We start from the raw sequence: 16519 nt of genomic DNA on the forward strand, positions 1-16519 counted from the left end.
GAGGGACGGCACCGGGCGAAGATTCTCGTATCCGTAGCGATGAGGCGGTAACCCGAGGGCGCAGCGTCGCGACGCGTGGTGTGGGTGCCGTCAGTACGGGAACGTCGTTTCGTCGATGCCTATCAGGTCCCAGGACGCCGTGACGATGAGGTCGTTGTCGTTCGAAACCTGCGCGCGGTCCGGCGACCATGCTGTGAAGCGTTCGCCTTCGGGAGGCTGGATCGTGTATTTCCTCGCTTGAGGGCCGGCCTCTGGTGCGTCGCCGTGTTCCGCCGCGACCATGTCCGGGTGACGCATAAGGATAGCCGGGGTAGGCACAAGGGCACCACCCACGTCGACCGTTCCGGCTGCGGTGAGTATGACCTGTGGCGCATTGCCCTCCGGCGCCGTGACCGTTACAGGATGTCGCATGGCACGCACGATCTGCCCCTCCCATATCAGGCGGGCGCGGCGCAGGCGCACGCGGTCCCGGTCGTCGAACCGCCCATTGCAGGGATCGAGGGTCTGCCCTGTGAGGCGCTCGATGGCGACGATGTCAGCGACTGTCTCGGCAAGAACTTCGAGTTCGCGAACCTGGTCGGCCGAGAACGCCGATGGCCGCAGCGTAACGATCTTCTCGTCGCGCACCTCAAACGTCATCGATTCGACGCGGTGGAGTTGGATCAGCAGAAGTGTGGAGGAGAGCTTGAGCTCGTTCGTCGAGTCGAACGCTTTCCACCCGAGGAAGTGGGCATCGATCATCTGCTCGCCTTCGACATCGAAGGCGAACTTGAAGATGACGCTGCCGGCAACCAGCACGTCCCACTCTGCCGAGGTCTCCTCGGCCATCCGCCGTGAGACTGCCGCGTCATACGACGCGATCCTGACCCCTTCACCGTCTTCAAGTACGACACGGACATGATTCGTGGGGTCCTGGCGGAGCAGGTCTGTGACGGTGAAGCGGCTCCATTGCTTCCCGAATCCCAGAGAGTTCCGAAGGTCCGGAGCGGAGGCGCCGACAGGAGCGACGAATGCTTGTGCCTCCTGTACGAACTCGGTAGCTCCGATTACGACATCGTCGTCCCAGGCCGAACTGGCAACCGAGAGCACGCTGCTGTCTCGTAGTGACTGGACCAATCGCAGGGTTTCGACGGTCAAGGCGGCCAGGTGCGAGAACAGGCGCACGGCGGCTGCGTATCGCTCGCGCAGCGGGAATGCAAGCGCCTCCCGTTTCGGCCCCGTCGCGTCTGCATGAACGAGATCCGCGTACAACCAGGCGGCGGCGAGCTGGGTATCGGAGACCATATTGGTCGCTTCGGTGCCGTCAATCCGCGCCGATTGCAGCGCGTACGCCTGCGCCTGCGTCCCCTGGATTTCAGCAGCCTCCCACGCTCGTCGAAGCTGCTGCAGCCGCTCCCGATACGGATCGTCGCCCTGGCGATCGCCGAGCAGGCGGTCAATCGCGGTGAACACCTTGACGTAGTAGACCGGCTCGGACTTCACCGTTAGCGGTCGAACACGCGAGGCGAGCGACTCGAAGACCTCCTCGTGGTCAGGCAGGCGCCGCCTGATCGACATCCTGCCAGAGATATCGATGTGGGCCTGGAACTCGCCTCTCGCGTGATACAGCAACTCATCCCAATCTTGGACGAGCGAATGCGCTTGAACCCTCCGAGCACGCAGTACAAAGCGCCCCAGCAGCTCCTCGTCACTGATTTGGGTCACGCCGCTGACTGTCTTCTGCTGATGGTTGCGACGTAGCAGGTGCGGCGGCGGCTTCCAGCGCGGCGGCAACCGCCTCGAATTCGGCTAGGGCGGCGGTGAGGTCCTCGACGATTTCTCTGGCGATGACCTCGGGTGCTGGGAGATTGTCCATTTCCTCCAGCGAGTCGTCGCGTAGCCAGGTGATGTCGAGGTTGACCTTGTCCCGGGCGAGCAGTTCGTCGTACGTGAAGGACTTGAACCGCTCGGTCTCGACGCGCTCGGCTCGGGGCTTGCCCGGTAGGTAGCAGGCGACGAAGTCGTCGAGGTGGCGGCGGCGTAGCGGGTTCTGTTTGAGGGTGAAGTGCTGGTTGGTCCGCAGGTCATATATCCACAGGCGGTCGGTCCAGGGCCGTTCGGCGGCGGGCTTCTTGTCGAAGAACAGCACGTTGGCCTTGACGCCTTGGGCGTAGAAAATGCCTGTGGGCAGGCGCAGCATGGTGTGCAGGTCGAAGTCCCGCAGTAGCCGCTTTCGCAGGATCTCCCCCGCTCCGCCCTCGAACAGCACGTTGTCCGGCAGGACGACGGCGGCGCGGCCGTTGATGTCGAGGATCGTGGCGATGTGTTGGACAAAGTTGAGTTGCTTATTCGCGGTAGTGACGACAAAATCCTGTCGCTCGATCTCCCGCTCCTCGCGGGCCTCCCGGCCGTCCGCGCCGACCATAGTGAGGGACGACTTGCGGCCGAACGGCGGGTTGGATAGCACTACCGAGTACCGCTGGCCTGGGTCGGCGATCAGCGCGTCCTTGACCTCGATGATGCTGTCGCCGGTCGGGGTGCCAATGCCATGCAGCAGCAGGTTCATCGCGGCGAGCCGCGCGGTACCGTCGACCAGCTCGACACCGTTCACGAAGGTGTCGCGTAGGTGGGCTCGCTCGGTTGGCGTCAACGTCTCAGCATCGCGGGAGGCGTACTCGTGCGCTGCCAATAGAAAGCCGCCGGTGCCGGCGGCCGGGTCGACGACAGTGTCACGGACGGTCGGCGCAATGCAGTCGACCATCGCTTGGATCACCGCACGCGGCGTGAAGTACTGGCCGGCGCCGGACTTGATGTCCTCCGCGCCCTTGGAGAGCAGTTCCTCGTACGCGTCGCCCTTGATGTCCGTGCCGGCGGCCGACCAGTTCTCCTTGTCGATCAGGTCAACGATTAGCCGCTTCAGCTTGGCCGGGTCCTGGATGCGGTTCTGCGCCTTCCGGTAGATCGTGCCGAGCGTGCCGGGCTGACGGGCCAGGTCTTCGAGGATGTGCCGGTAGGTAACCTCCAGGTCGTCGCCCTCGGCGTCCAGCAGCCGCTGCCACGAGCAATGCGGCGGCACGATCCGCTCCGGGTTCAACGGCCGGGTCTCGCGTTCGTGCGCCATCTTGAGGAACAGCAGGTACGTCAGCTGCTCGGTGTACTCAACCGTGCCGACTCCGTCGTCACGCAGCACATTGCAGTACGACCACAGCTTGTCGACCAACCGCCGCGCGTCAGACACCCGCCATCTCCTCAACCAGGTCCATGTCACTTGCCCTTCCCGTCAACTGTCCCGAGAACGCGGCGTCGAGCAACGACCGGCGCAGGGAGGCAGACCGCATCGCCGCTACAGCGAGACCTCGGGTCAGCTGCTTCTGCGCAAGCCTGAGTTGGTCCAATCGAGCACATACCTGGGATTGCCGATCGCGGTTAGGTACCGGCAGGACGACGCTCTCCAGATGCTTCTGATTTACCTTGTATATCCCAGCGGTCGTCCGGGCCAATGACTCGATCTGTCGCCGAACAAGTGGGGAGTTCCACACGACTGAGAGGAAGTCAGGCAGTACTCTACTTTGGTCGACGCGTAGGCGGATCAGTGTATCCGGAAAGGCAACAGGGTCCGGCTGGTCACGCACTAGAGCGCCGCGCCCGACAAGCCGCAGGCTACCGTTACCGCGGGCCACCATGAAGTCGCCTTGTTGCACCAGGAATGGCCGCGCCTCGTCGAGAGTCCACGCGCCTGGCTTGCGTTCACTTAGCTCAACTCGATCACCCTTGAGGGCAGTCAGGCGTAGCACCGGAAAGCCGCCTTCACTCGTCGGCACAGAACGACCGTTCGACAACGGCGCTGCGAGTAGGCTCCTCAACGCAACCCTTGGCGATGAGGCTACCGCCTCATCCACCAGCAATGCCGACGTCACCATTGCTTCACATCGCGCCGATGCGGCGGCAAGGCAGTTCTCGGCTACGTTAAGTCGCGAGAGATGGTATTCGAGGATTTCGACGATCGGCAATTGTTCTTCAACGGGTGGTACCGGCACGGGGAAGGTCCGAACCTTGGACAGGCTAATCGATGCCAGATTCACGCTTTGTTTGCCGTTGAGCTCAAACCATTTGTGCGCAACCTCGTTGGCATACCAGGCAAGGAGCTTCGGATGAAGTAGCCCGTCTCTGATCCGCGCTCTAAATACATGGTTCTGATGAATGCAGCCTGGGATTTGTCCTTGCCAAACCCATCCGCGCCCGAGCTTGTCTCGATCGCCACCTTCGTTAAGGAGCACGTCGCCTGATTGCAGTTCGAGTTGAGCGGCCTTTCGTGGCGGAACTCGGATGGTAGCGACGCTGGAGAGGTCAATCCGACCACGCTGGACGTTGGCCACCCGAAGGTAGGGCACTTCAACCAGATCTGGGCGGCTTTGGAGTTTGCTGTCCTTGGTCACCCCGCCGACGACGTCGGCGATTTCACCCAACGCTGCCCAGCGCCACCTGGGGGGCAGGTCCGTCACGCGGTCAGCTCCGTGTTGAGTTGGTCGATGAGGGCGGCGGTGTTGGGGCCGAGGTCGCGGATGGCGCCGTCGAGGCCGCCGCGTTCAGTGAAGGGGGCGTTGTCCAGGTCATCGGGGCTGATGCCCGCCGACGCGGCGATCACTTCGACCATGCGGTCCAGCCACCATCTCTCCGTCTCGGTGAACGTCACCCCGGCCTGCTCCTGCTGGCGCAACCAGCCGGCATACCGCTCACGGATCTTCTCCGCGTAGGGCACGAGTTCATTATCTTGCCCGATGGTGTACCGGATCAGCGACACCAGGTCGGTGAGGGTGTGCCGGTCACTGTGCCGGACACGGCCAGCCTCGATCGCTTGGTGGGCGGCCCAGATGAGGTCGATGGTCCAGTTGCGGGGTGGCCGCTGGATGCGTTCGGCGAGCTCCTTGATGTCGGCAAACGCGATCCGCCGCTCACGCGCCTCCATCAGTAGCTGGATCGCGGTGATCTCGTCGCGGTGCTCGTCCAGGTACGCCCGCCAGGACTCGACTATCGACCGGGCACGGGAGGTGTCGACCACTCCGTAGGCGTCTTCGAGCACGTCGACGCTGACCTCGTCGATGATCCGGTCGTGGGTACGGCGTAGCTCCAGAATCCGCTGCCGTAGCTGCGGGTTCGCTGCGACAGGGCGTACCGCGGTGTCGAGCAGGTCTTGGACGGCGGCTTCGGGATCTGCGGCGCCGGCGATGGCGCGGGCTTGAGTGTCGGGGTCGACGGCGTCGACCAGGCCGCGGACGATGTCGCGGACCGATCCACCGGCGACGGCGTCGAGTTCCGTGCGCTCGTCGGGCGTGAGTTGCAGTTCCAGTGCGGCCAGGCGGGAGGCGAGGGTGGCGGTTTCGGCCTCGGTGAGGGTGAGGGTGGCGGCCTTGTCGAGCAACTGCTTGAGCGAGATGCCCTTGTCCCGGTTCAGGGGTGGGTCGACGAAGTCGTGTTCGGTGACACCGACGGCGTCGACGATGACGAACCGGGTCTTCTGGGTGGCGTCGGGGGTGACTGCCTGGAAGTCGGCGGCGGCGATGGTGCGGGCGCCGCGGCCCTTCATCTGTTCGAAGTACGCCGCGGAGCGCACGTCGCGCATGAAGAACACGCATTCCAGTGGCTTGACGTCGGTGCCGGTGGCGATCATGTCGACGGTGACCGCGATGCGCAGGCTCGCCGAGGTGCGGAACGCCTGGAGTTGGCCCTTGGGGTCGCGGGCGCTGTAGGTGATCTTCGCGGCGAAGTCGTTGCCCTTGCCGAACACCTCGCGGACGGTGGTGACGACCTCCTCGGCGTGCGCGTCATCCTTGCAGAAGATCAGTGTCTTGGGGACGGTGTGCCGGTCGGGGAAGATCTCGGTGAACAGCTTGTCCCGGAACGTTTCCAGCACCAGGCGGATCTGCGAGGTGGCGGTGACTGCCCGGTCGAGTTGCTTGTGGGTGTACTCCAGGTCCTCGTCCAGGGTTTCCAGGCGTTGGACGCGGGTGCGGCGATCGACCTTCGGCACAACAGTGCCGGCGTCGATCTTCGAGCCCTGGCCGCTGATCTGGGTCTTGATCCGGTACAGGTCGAAGTCGACGTTGACGTTGTCGGCCACCGACTGCGGGTAGGTGTACTCCGACACCAGGTTCTGCCGGAAGAACCCGAAGGTCTGCTTGCCTGGGGTAGCGGTCAGGCCAACGGTATGAGCGTCGAAGTACTCCAGCACCCCACGCCACACCCCGTAGATCGACCGGTGCGCCTCGTCCACGATCACCAGGTCGAACGTCTCCGGCGGCATCCCCGCGCTGTAGACGACGCTGACCGGGGCGTCAGGCACATACCCGTCGAGTCCCGGGTCGTCGCCCTCGGGAGCGGTGTCGCCAGCGAGGACCTTGTAGACCCGCTGGATCGTGGAGATCACCACGCTGGAGCTGCCCAGCATGCCGGCGCTGGTGAGCTTGTCGACGTTGTACAGCTCGGTGAACCGCCGCCCGTCGTCCGGGGTGCGGTAGTTCTGGAACTCGGCCAGGGTCTGGTCGGCCAGGTTGTTGCGGTCGACCAAAAACAGTACTCGGGTGAACCCGCCGTGCTTAAGCAGCCGGTAGCACTCCGTCACCGCCGTGTAGGTCTTACCCGCACCGGTGGCCATCTGCACCAATGACCGATCGAACCGCTGCTCGGCCAGCGAACGCTCGACACCCTCAATCGCGGTGATCTGCGCCGGCCGAAGTGGAGCGACGTTCAGCGGTGGCAGGTGACGAACCTTCGCCCGCCACGTCGGCCGTTTCGGATCGGCCTCCGCGCCACGGACGATCCTCGCCAAGGCGCCGGGCTGCGGAAAGGCGAAGATCCGCCGCGCCCGGGGCTGCGGGTCGTAGCCGTTGGTGAAGTGGGTCTCCGAGCCGCTGGCCTCGAACACGAACGGCAGCCGCCCGTCGCGGGTCAGCGCCTTCAGCCGCACCGCGGGCGGCAGGCCCTCGGCGTACATGGCCGACTGCCACTCCACCCCCGACAGCGGCGTCCCTTCCGGCTTGGCCTCAATCACGCCGACGACCCGCTGGTCGACATACAGCAGGTAATCGACCCGACCATGGCCCTTCGCCATGATGGCCTCACGAACGGCCACACCCGTGCCCACGAAGAGGTTGATCTCGGAACGGTCCTGCACGACCCAGCCGGCATCTCGAAGCTGCCGGTCGATCAAGACCCGGGCGCGCTGCTCCGCCTGGAGCCGAAGATCGTCAGCCATTGCCCCCACAGCCAGTAGAGGCTAGTCGATCAAACATACGATCCGCATCCTCCTCGTGACCGAGGATCACGGTTCGAACGGGTTCAGAGTGTGTGCCGGCGGGTCCAGGAGGGGCCTAAGCTTGCCATGGGCAGCCTGTCGTGGGCGAGTGTCGAAAATTCGTGTCGGAGGTGTTCGACATCGGCGCCAAGGCGTTGAGTGACGGATGCCACCGAGCACGAGGCCAGACACTCGGCGATCTTCGGTACCGCCTCACTGGAGGAGTTGATCCGCATGATCCCCACATCGCAGGCGCTCCACGACGCCAAGGGCACCAAGAGATAAGACCAACACGGTAGAAGAACCGACGGGTCCGGCGGGCTCGGCAGGCCAGCGAGCGGCGGCAGCATCTGTTCTGCCTTCGTGACTGGCTGACGAGTCACTGTCGGCGGATGCCGGCCGGTCGGCCGCCGGTTCCCCCGTCTCGGCGGCCGACCGGCCTCGGTGCCAGGTTCGCGGGCAGGCTACGGCGAGAAGGTCATCGTGATGATCGATCCACAACAGCTGCAGGACGCGAAGCAGGCACTCGGCCGAAGGCTTCGCGAGTTGCGGAAGGGGCACGGTCTCGTTCAGAAGGAGGTCGCGCAGCTTGTGTATAGCACCCGCAGTACGGTGGCGAATGTGGAGGCCGGCCGGCAGGTGGTCGATCGGGTCTTCTGGCAGCAGTGTGACACGGTCCTGAAAGCTAACAACGGGCTGCTTGACGCATATGACGCCTACCGTCGGTTGCAGGGGCAGTATCAGAAGGAGCGGTCTGAAACGGCGCTGCGGGCCCGGTGGGGCGCAGCCGCCGACGGTGCCCTTGACCAGAGGGCGAGTTCCGACCTCCAATCGGTTCATCCGCAATTCAACCCTGCCGAGCCGGTCGGCGGTGATCTCGCGTCGATGATCGCGTCCGCGCTCGGCGAGACTGACCGGGAGTCCAGAGCGGACCACACCATTCCTGCACCCGGCGGACATCATTTTCCCGGCGCGTCCGTCGAGGTGGAGGTGTACCCGGCGACCGACGATGGCCGGATCGTCGCGATGATCCCCCGGACTGACACTGATAGGCGTTGGCGACGTCCGCTCCAGCGCCGGATCGTCGCCGGGCGGGTTACCACGTCCACCGGCGACGGGCTGTTTGGCCTGGACTCCCGCCAAGCGTCACAGCGGCTGGTCGATATCGATGATGAAGTTCGCCTACTCATCCCCCGCGCCTACGAGCTCGACGCCATCACCGCAGCGGTGCTGTGGGCCGTGGCGAATCTGGACCAGTCGCTCCTGCTGGATGATGCCCGCCTGGACGCCTCTCGGACGGCTGCCGCCGAGTACAGCGGCCTTGTCCGGTCCGCAGTCAGCAGCGACATCGGCCAAGACCTGGAGATCGTGTCGCGGATGTGGCTCGGCTCGGCGTTCTGTGCCGACCACATCAGCCGACAGTGGGACGGTCTCACCGAGGTTCCCACCTTCTGGACGCGGGAACAGACCGGCGAGGAGGCCAGCACCTGGCTGCTCTTCGGGCACAAGCTGCGCTACCTGGAAGCGACCGCGACACGGTTCGCGACCGGTTCCCAACGGGCGACGAGGATGTTCTGCGTCCCGCGGTCCGCCGTCGAAGCGTCGACGGAGTCGCAACGAGTTCTGCTGCTGTTGGCGGTCGCGTTGATGGAGTCCTTCGGCATCGACGTCGCGATCACCAACGAATCCGAGTACGGCGCGCTACCTGGCCTCGTCCTCACCTCCCAGCGGGCGATCGTCGCGACCTGGATCCGCGCGGACGGCGTATGGCACGTCGACGTCACCTGTCAGCGTTCCGCCTTGGCCGAGTACCGCGACGCAGCAGGTTATGTGCGGGCGCACTCCGTCGTCGCCGCCGACACCGCTGGCTCGCGGCTGCGGGCCCTCGCCGACTACCTGGGTCTCGACTGGCCTCGGCTACGGGGCCGATGCGCTGAACTCGGTGCATGCGGGTTGGCCGGGATAGCCGAACCACGCAGCCGTCTGCTGTCCCTCGATGGTGTCGACCGGGCGTGCCGCTTCGTCGGCGCCCTGCCGTAATAGGCTCCCGGCACCACCACAATCGGCCGTGCGCTCTGGAAGGAACCCGGTGTCCTCAACTCCGGCAACGCCCACGCCACAGGTGGTGGTGTTCGGCCTCGGCGGCACCATCGCCATGACCAGCGGCACCGGCGGCGGCGCGGTCAGCCCTACCCTGACCGCCCAGCAACTCGTTGACGCCGTACCTGGCCTCGCGAACACGGGAATCGCGGTCGAGGTGGTGGACTTCCGCCGCCGACCCGGCGCGAGCCTCACCGTCGCCGACCTCACCGACCTGCACACCGCCGCAGCGCGGGCGCTGGCCGACGGCGCGGCCGGTGTCGTCGTCACCCAGGGCACCGACACCATCGAGGAAACCGCCTACCTGCTCGACCTGCTCCACCACCGACCCGAACCGATCGTCATCACCGGCGCGATGCGTAACCCGACCCTCGCCGGTGCCGACGGCCCCGCGAACATCCTCGCCGCCATCCACACCGCCGCCTCCCCACACGCGCGGGAGCAGGGCTGCCTCGTCGCTTTCGCCGACGAGATCCACGCCGCACGAGGGGTCACCAAGACCCACTCCACCAGCGGCGCCACCTTCCGCTCCCTGGACACCGGCCCCCTCGGCTACGTCCTCGAAGGCACCGTACGGATGCTGAACCGGGTGCCTTATCGGCTGACCGTCCCCGCGCCGCAGCGGGCAGACATCGCGACCGTTGCCCTGCACACCGTCACCCTCGACGACGACCCCACGCTCCTCGACGCCATCGGCCGGCACTGCGACGGCCTCGTCGTCGCCGGATTCGGCGTCGGCCACGTCCCCGAACCCCTCGTCGACACCCTCACCGACCTCGCCGGACGAATCCCCGTCGTCCTCGCCTCCCGCACCCCCGCCGGACCGACCCTCACCCACACCTACGGCTTCCCCGGCTCCGAGCAGGACCTCATCGCCCGCGGTCTCACCCCCGCCGGCTGGCTCCACCCCTACAAGGCCCGCATCCTGCTCCGCGCCCTCCTCGCCGCCGACACGAAACCACACGACATCGCGACCGCTGTCACCACAGCCGGCGGACTCACCGAACCCACCGCCTGGCCCTGGACCACCACCGCCATCAACGACGACCGGCCGGAAACGAGCCCGACCAATGCGTAGCCACGACCTGACCCCCGGCCGGATGATCGGCGTCGTCTTCGACCACGGCGACGACTTCTTCACCGCCCTCACCGGCGCCTGCCGCGCCCACAACCTCAGACAGGGCTACATCCCGATGTTCATTGCAGGCCTCAGCACGGCGAAGATCGTCGGCACCTGCCAACGCCTCGACAACCCCGACGCCCCCGTCTGGTCACACGTCGACCTCACCAACATCGAAGCCCTCGGCGGCGGCACCATCGCCTGGGATGACACCACCCAGACCATCACACCCCACATCCACATCACCGTCGGACTCAAGGAACACAGCGCCACCGCCCACACCAGCCACCTGCTGGACGCCACCGTCCAGTTCCTCACCGAAATGCTCATCATCGAGGTCACTGCGCCGACGATGCACCGACTGCCGAACCCCAACCTGCACAACGTGCCGCAACTGCACTTCGGCCAACAACCCACCACCGGTATCTAGCCCAGCAGTACAGCCCACGACATTGCCGGATGTCGGCGTGGCATTCCCAGCTCGCCACTACGACGTTATCGGCGGCTCCCATACGATGATCATCGTTGCGATGGGCAGCCCCGGCGTCTCGGTCGGAAGCTGCGGCAGCGGCACCCAGTCCACGCCGACCATAACCGAGCAGTCACAGGACAGGCCGTCATCACCCAGCCTCGGTTCACCGCCTGCCACCTGTACCGCGAAGCATGCGGTCAGGCCCGAGGGATAGGGCACGTCGAGCAGGTACCGGACAGCCACAGGTTGAAGGCCGACCTCCTCGACGACCTCGCGGCGTACGGCGTCCTCGGCTGTCTCGCCGATGCCGATCCCGCCGCCCGGCAGCGTCCAGTATTCCTGGCCATCGTGACGACCGGAAGGACCACGCCCACGCTCCCGCACCATCGGCACTCGGCCGTCGCGCACGATCACAGCCGCCGCACGTTGGCGCTGCGCCACTGCTATTTCACCCTTCCATGGGATCTCGCGCGGCTACACACTGGCAGTGGGCAGTAGGTGCGGTGGTGTGCCGCCGGTCTTGAGGAATGCGCCCGCTACCTGAATGGCCGTGTCTGGTCGCAGCCGGAGATGCTCGGCGGGGTATTCGGTGGGTACCCCGCCAAGGTCGAAGTGGAGTTCCTGGTCAGGTGGTGGCACTGTGCGGTCGTTGAGGTAGCCGCCGTCGTCGGCGATGTGTACCGCGAAGGCGTGGCTTCGGTGGCCGAGCCCGATCTGGACGCCGGGCGGCAGGTCGTCGGGGTCGTCGGTGATGTCGCTGAAGATCGTGACGACGACAGGCTCGCCAGCCTGGTGGATCTCGCGCAGGAGAGCTTCCAGAGCGTCGGGGTCGGTCAGGTCGACCTCGTGGCTATCGCGGTGGTCACCCCGGTCGTAGGTCCAGGCCACCTTCATGCGATCGCCTTTCCGTTTCCGGTGTAGGTACGCCAGTGGCGTACCTACCCGTCATCGTCGCGTACGCCGCAAATGCCAGCCGGTATCCGGTCGTTTCTGGTCAGTGGGGCCAGTCGAGTTGTGCCTCGGGCACGCCGACGTCGCGGGCGTAGGTGATCGCTTCCTGTCGCCCGGCGTCGTCGCCTCGGGGATAGGTGAAGACGCGGCCGGCGAACACGACCCAGCTGGTGCTGTCCGTAGCGTAGTCGGCGTACCAGCGTCCCGGGGACAGCGCGGCGGCGAGCTGGCGGGCGAGTTCGTCGCCCGCGTCGTCGGAACAGGTGAAGTCGATCAGTGTCCACTGGGAGGGCTGGTCGCCGGTGGCGCTCCAGGCAGGGAGGCGGTGGATACGCCGCAACGTCAACGGCACGTCGATCGTGGCGTTCAGGGCCAGGCTCTCGACGACAAGGGCACCCACGATAGGCAAGAGGAGTCACCGCCTGCGTTCTGGTGGCTAGGGCAGCGGCCAGCCTAGCCGCCTCGAACGAGTGTTCCAATTGCGGGCTTGGCGTGTCGGAGCGCCGACCCTCTTCGGCACGACGATTTCGGGCAAATGCACGGTAGTCGTGGACGGTTTCCGCAGTCGCCCCGGCGGAACCCCCGGGCTTCGGGCTGGTGCTGTCTGACCTCTCGGCACCAGGCACTCAGCTGATGATGCTGTGCTGGGTGTCGGGGACCTGAGGCAGCCAGGTGACCGCGGCGTCGCGGAAGGACTGGTTGACCGGGACGAGAAGGGGGTCGTCCTGGTCGTCCAAGGCGGTGAGGTTGATGCCGATGAGTGTGTCGCCGTAGTCGAACGCCGCCACCGAGCTGCCGCAGACGGCGCAGAAGCCTCGTCTTGTCTCGCCCGGGAACGTGTCGAACCACGTCGGCTCGTCGGCTTCTCCGGTCCAGTTCAGCCCTTCCAGTGGGAAGCTGACCCACGACTGGATCGGCCCGCCGGCCCGTTTCTGGCAGTGCGGGCAACTGCAGACGTGGGGGTAGTCGGGTTCGCCGCTCACGGTGAACCGGACCTTGCCGCACAGGCAGCCGCCGGTGCGGACCTTGGTGTCGATGCCAGGTTCAAACATTGCTTGGTTCCTCGCGTCGTGGGTCAATTGGACACCCCGCTCTGCTGTCTTGACGTTCTGCCGGATGCCTCGACGGCGCGAGGCAGGTCCCGAGCTGCGTAGCGGGTCATGGCCACTGCTGGTTGCGGTGCTTCAAGGTCGTCGAGGGCTGAGCCGGGTCGCCTATCAGCCCTTGCGCGCGGCCGATCCCGGCGTTCATTGGTGCTGCTGGTGTGGATCACTGTCTGCGGGTAGGGGTATGCGCCGACGCTTTGCCGGTATCGGGTCAAACGATTCGGGCCGGCCGGATCGGGCGTCACCAGAGGTGGAGTTGGTCGAGGAGGTGGGCCGCGCTGGGCAGGGGTGCGGTGGGCTGGCCGGTGATAAGCGTGTCGGGGAGTGGGATGTCGGTACGTAGGCGGATGGCGTCGCGCCAGGCGAGCAGCTCGGTCCACTGGTGGGTGATGGGGTGGCAGCGTGGGTTGCGGAGTCGGGGGCTGTTGGGGAGTTGGTCGAGGTGCCAGCCGTCGGTGAGGAGGTTGGCGGCGGTGGTGGGGCCGATGCCGCGGATGCCGGGAATGTGGTCGGCGAGGTCGCCGGTGAGTGCCCGGTAGTCCGGCCATTGGCAGGGGTGGATGCGATAGCGGTGGTGGATATCGGCGGCGGCGAAGGTGCGGCGTGGGGTGAGGACAGTGACGGTGGGCCGTAGGAGTTGGTAGAAGTCCCGGTCGCTGGAGTAGCAGATGACGGATCGGCCCGCCTGGACGGCGCTGGTGGTGGCGGTGGCGATGACGTCGTCGGCTTCCATCTGGTCGATCTCTGTCCAGCGGACGGCTGCGGCGTCGAGCGCCCGCTTGACGTCGGGCAGCGCGGCGATGGGGGTGTGGTCGGCGCCAGCGCGGTTCGCCTTGTAACCAGGCACGGTGGTGGCGCGCCGGGCGGAGGCGTGTTCGCCGTCGAAGACGACGACGAGTTCGTGGTCGGGTGCGTGGAGGCGGTGGGCTTTGCGCATGAGGGCGAGAAACCCGAACACGCCCGTCAGGTCGCGGGTCTTGTCGCGGCTGGTGATCCGGGCAGGGAATCCGAACCAAGCGCGGTAGAGCAGTTGGTGTCCGTCGACGAGGAACAGTCCGGTCACCGGTCCTCCCTGTGTGCGGGAGGGCTGGTGATGACGTGGACTCCCGGCCACCGCTGCGCCGGCTGGTGGCGGGAAAGCCGCTCGTAGGAGGTCTGTTCGCTGACTCGGGTGGGATTGCGTCGCCACACGCCGTCGAGGAGGTCATCGAGGCCGTACGGCGCGCAGACCTCGATGCGGTTGTCGGGGTCGAGGTGGATCGCGACGGCGGTGGCGTACTCAGGCCAGGTCGCGACCGCCTCGGCGATGCCGCGAAACGGTGGGACCGGCGGCCCGCCGAACCGGTGCGGGTACCAGGTGTGCACGGCGGCCTGGTTCTTCGCCTCCCACGGCACGCCCGGTTCGGTCGTGGCCAGCCGGGCGGTGGCCCGATCGTCGTTGTCCCGGCTCAGGTCGGCAGGGTCGAAGAACGCCACGTCGACATCCCGCACCGTACGCAGGTCGAACCCGGTGCCGTAGCGGCGTCCCCAGACCAGGTCGCGCAGGACACCCGCGCCGATCCACGCGTCGGGCAGTCCCGAGTCCCGCACCACGGTCAGCGCCCGCATCAGCGGCACGGTGGCCCTGACCAACTCCCGTAACTCGTCACCGCGCCTAACGTCTGCCGGGTCCGCCCAGCCGGCGGGCGGCGTCGTCATGGCCGTTCCGGCCCGTCGGGGTGGTTGTGGTGCAGGCGCTGGGCGAGGTAGTCGCCCAGCGACGTCGCATGCGGCACGTGCGGATCACCGGTTGCGCCGGCTGGAACGTAGCGGGTACGCCGGAACGCATCGACGAACGCGGTTGGGGGTGCTCCGGCTTGGAGTGCGGTGGTGATCGCGGTGGACAGGGCGTCGGTGAGCCCGGCCAGGGTGGAGTTGTGCGTGCCGACGCGCAGGTCGACGTGACCGGCCTCGCCTTTCGATGTGGCGGTGGTGGCCAGGCGTCGCGGAACACCATCGATCACGAACGTGCTGGTCACTTCGGTTGTCTGTCGCGATTCCGGGGGCATGTCTCTCATCGATACGGTCCTTCTTTCCCGGCGTACGCCTTTAGTGTCTTGCGGTGGAGACGAGCGGGTCTGGGCTGCGGAGTTCCGGTCCGGAGGCGGCGTCACGGAGCCTCCGTCGCGGTGGTCGTCTGGTCGGCTTTGCGGGCGCAGTGCGGGCATCGTCGTGGGCAGGGCGTCTGCGGGACGACGGTGGTGAGGCCGCTGGCGTGCAGGATCGTGGTGACCGTCTGCTCGAAGGTGCTGGTCTCGCCGATGACGGTCTCCCCGGGGATGTCGAGCAGGTCGCGGTGGGCGTACCAGCGGCGCATCTCGTCGGGGGTTACGGGGATGGGCTCGGCCCGGTTGAGGTGGCGGCGGACGGTTTCGTCGAAGGAGACGTCCAGGTAGAACACGGCGACCGGTCCGGGATGACTGTCGATGAGCTGGTGCAGGACGGTGGCGTAGCGTTCGGTGTGCAGGATGCCTTCGAGGATGACGTGGTAGCCCAGGTCGAGGGCGGTGCGCGCCGTCGCGGTGATAAACGCCGGGGCGACCGGCTGGATGCGGGCGCTGTCGTGCTCCCGGAGCACGGTTCTGCGCAGGTAGTCCTGTTCCAGCAGGGCCGCACCGCGTCCGAAGCGGCGGCGTACCTCACGGGCGGTCGTGGTCTTCCCGCTGCCGGAATTTCCCCGGATGATCACCAACGTTGGAAAGTGCGGGGAATGGCGTTCGATGCACAATCCGGTGGTCACCGCGGCGGGAAGTTGTGCCAGGCCCGCGGGGGGCGAGTGCTCTACCCAGCCGTCCAGGGAGAAGTGTCGCCCGCTGTGGATCTGTTCCAGGGCAGCCACGGTGTACGCGATCGTGGTGGCGGGTGGCTGCGCCGGGTCCGCCCAGACCAGTCCTGCGCATTTGTGGGGTTCCCGGTTGACCGGCTGGCCTCGCCAGCCGGTGGCGAGAAAGAAGAAGCCGAGCCGCGGGTCGTCGTGGCCGTGGCGGCGGTGCACGATATGAACGAACTCCAGATTCGTCTCGGACAGCTCGACACCGGTTTCCTCGGCCGTCTCCCGTATCGCGCCGGCGACGACCGATTCCCCGTCTTCGAGGTGTCCACCGGGCAGACAGAGCTGGCCAGCGGCTTCACCGGTGCCGGCGCGTTGCAGGAACAGGACCTGGCCGTCGGCGCGGCGCAGCAGCACGTGCACGACGACGATGGTGCGATACCGGCTGGTCAATAGGTTGCCCTTCCGCCTCGGTTGCTGACCTGCTCAAGGGCGGCGAGGCTCATCGACGCGCCGCGGCGGCTGCCGGTCGGGTGGTCACGGTGCCATGGCCGACCTGCAGGGCGGCCAGCTCGCGGCGGATCGACTCCGGTGCCGAGCGGTGCACCGTTTCGCCGTGCCGCTCATGGTGGGTGTAGATCGGGGCCGGTACGGCGTCGAAGGCCCGGTCGAGGTCGGTCACGGCTGCTCC

The 16519-nt window shown here is 66.5% G+C and carries 16 protein-coding genes; 3 read left to right on the forward strand and 13 right to left on the reverse strand.

Going from position 1 to position 16519, the window contains the following annotated elements:
* Positions 1 to 90 precede the first annotated feature (90 nt).
* From O7615_RS03870 to O7615_RS03885, 4 genes are read right to left on the reverse strand one after another with little or no spacing between them, the layout of a single operon-like run.
* Positions 91 to 1704 carry a hypothetical protein gene (locus O7615_RS03870; RefSeq protein WP_278175846.1) on the reverse strand — a complete coding sequence of 538 codons (1614 nt, stop codon included), beginning with the start codon at positions 1702 to 1704 and terminating at the stop codon, positions 91 to 93.
* On the reverse strand, positions 1688 to 3217 hold the full coding sequence (locus O7615_RS03875) for a class I SAM-dependent DNA methyltransferase (protein WP_278175847.1): 1530 nt from the start codon (positions 3215 to 3217) through the stop codon (positions 1688 to 1690). The genes O7615_RS03870 and O7615_RS03875 overlap by 17 nt, the downstream gene beginning before the upstream one ends.
* Complete coding sequence (locus O7615_RS03880; RefSeq protein WP_278175848.1) at positions 3210 to 4481, reverse strand: restriction endonuclease subunit S; 1272 nt, start codon at positions 4479 to 4481, stop codon at positions 3210 to 3212. Before O7615_RS03880 ends, O7615_RS03875 begins: the two co-directional genes overlap by 8 nt.
* Positions 4478 to 7231 (reverse strand): DEAD/DEAH box helicase family protein, encoded by a 2754-nt coding sequence (locus O7615_RS03885; RefSeq protein ID WP_278175850.1) that lies wholly within the window; start codon positions 7229 to 7231, stop codon positions 4478 to 4480. The genes O7615_RS03880 and O7615_RS03885 overlap by 4 nt, the downstream gene beginning before the upstream one ends.
* A 525-nt stretch (positions 7232 to 7756) precedes the next feature.
* Here O7615_RS03885 and O7615_RS03890 point away from each other — a divergent pair.
* The 3 genes from O7615_RS03890 to O7615_RS03900 are packed head-to-tail and all read left to right on the forward strand — an operon-like array spanning position 7757 to position 10920.
* A complete protein-coding gene (locus O7615_RS03890) occupies positions 7757 to 9310 on the forward strand; it encodes a helix-turn-helix transcriptional regulator (protein WP_278181967.1) in 1554 nt (517 codons plus the stop codon).
* Between the two features lie 49 nt (positions 9311 to 9359).
* A complete protein-coding gene (locus tag O7615_RS03895) occupies positions 9360 to 10448 on the forward strand; it encodes an asparaginase (RefSeq protein ID WP_278175851.1) in 1089 nt (362 codons plus the stop codon).
* A complete protein-coding gene (locus O7615_RS03900) occupies positions 10441 to 10920 on the forward strand; it encodes a DUF296 domain-containing protein (protein WP_278175852.1) in 480 nt (159 codons plus the stop codon). The genes O7615_RS03895 and O7615_RS03900 overlap by 8 nt, the downstream gene beginning before the upstream one ends.
* 57 nt (positions 10921 to 10977) lie before the next feature.
* Here the strand turns inward: O7615_RS03900 and O7615_RS03905 are convergent, their stop codons facing one another.
* The 9 genes from O7615_RS03905 to O7615_RS03945 all read right to left on the reverse strand — a co-directional run bounded on the left by O7615_RS03905 (position 10978) and on the right by O7615_RS03945 (position 16510).
* A complete protein-coding gene (locus tag O7615_RS03905) occupies positions 10978 to 11403 on the reverse strand; it encodes an NUDIX domain-containing protein (RefSeq protein ID WP_278175853.1) in 426 nt (141 codons plus the stop codon).
* 33 nt (positions 11404 to 11436) lie between these two features.
* Positions 11437 to 11856: an Imm1 family immunity protein gene (locus O7615_RS03910; protein ID WP_278175854.1), complete on the reverse strand. Its 420-nt coding sequence runs from the start codon at positions 11854 to 11856 to the stop codon at positions 11437 to 11439.
* A 100-nt stretch (positions 11857 to 11956) separates the two neighbouring features.
* The gene (locus O7615_RS03915; RefSeq protein ID WP_278175855.1) at positions 11957 to 12313 is read right to left on the reverse strand and encodes a hypothetical protein; all 357 of its coding nucleotides are present in this window, start codon (positions 12311 to 12313) and stop codon (positions 11957 to 11959) included.
* A 226-nt stretch (positions 12314 to 12539) separates the two neighbouring features.
* Positions 12540 to 12965: a GFA family protein gene (locus tag O7615_RS03920; protein WP_278175856.1), complete on the reverse strand. Its 426-nt coding sequence runs from the start codon at positions 12963 to 12965 to the stop codon at positions 12540 to 12542.
* 295 nt (positions 12966 to 13260) lie between these two features.
* Complete coding sequence (locus tag O7615_RS03925) at positions 13261 to 14082, reverse strand: 5'-3' exonuclease H3TH domain-containing protein (RefSeq protein ID WP_278175857.1); 822 nt, start codon at positions 14080 to 14082, stop codon at positions 13261 to 13263.
* Positions 14079 to 14717 carry a nucleotidyltransferase family protein gene (locus O7615_RS03930; protein WP_278175858.1) on the reverse strand — a complete coding sequence of 213 codons (639 nt, stop codon included), beginning with the start codon at positions 14715 to 14717 and terminating at the stop codon, positions 14079 to 14081. Before O7615_RS03930 ends, O7615_RS03925 begins: the two co-directional genes overlap by 4 nt.
* Complete coding sequence (locus O7615_RS03935) at positions 14714 to 15037, reverse strand: hypothetical protein (RefSeq protein ID WP_278175859.1); 324 nt, start codon at positions 15035 to 15037, stop codon at positions 14714 to 14716. The genes O7615_RS03930 and O7615_RS03935 overlap by 4 nt, the downstream gene beginning before the upstream one ends.
* A 131-nt stretch (positions 15038 to 15168) precedes the next feature.
* Positions 15169 to 16281, reverse strand: coding sequence for an NUDIX domain-containing protein (locus tag O7615_RS03940; RefSeq protein WP_278175860.1), 1113 nt, complete (start codon positions 16279 to 16281; stop codon positions 15169 to 15171).
* A gap of 49 nt (positions 16282 to 16330) precedes the next feature.
* Positions 16331 to 16510: a hypothetical protein gene (locus tag O7615_RS03945; protein ID WP_278175861.1), complete on the reverse strand. Its 180-nt coding sequence runs from the start codon at positions 16508 to 16510 to the stop codon at positions 16331 to 16333.
* Between the last annotated feature and the right edge of the window lie 9 nt (positions 16511 to 16519).

Origin of the sequence: Micromonospora sp. WMMD1082, from assembly GCF_029626175.1 — a bacterium.
GTDB lineage: Bacteria > Actinomycetota > Actinomycetes > Mycobacteriales > Micromonosporaceae > Micromonospora.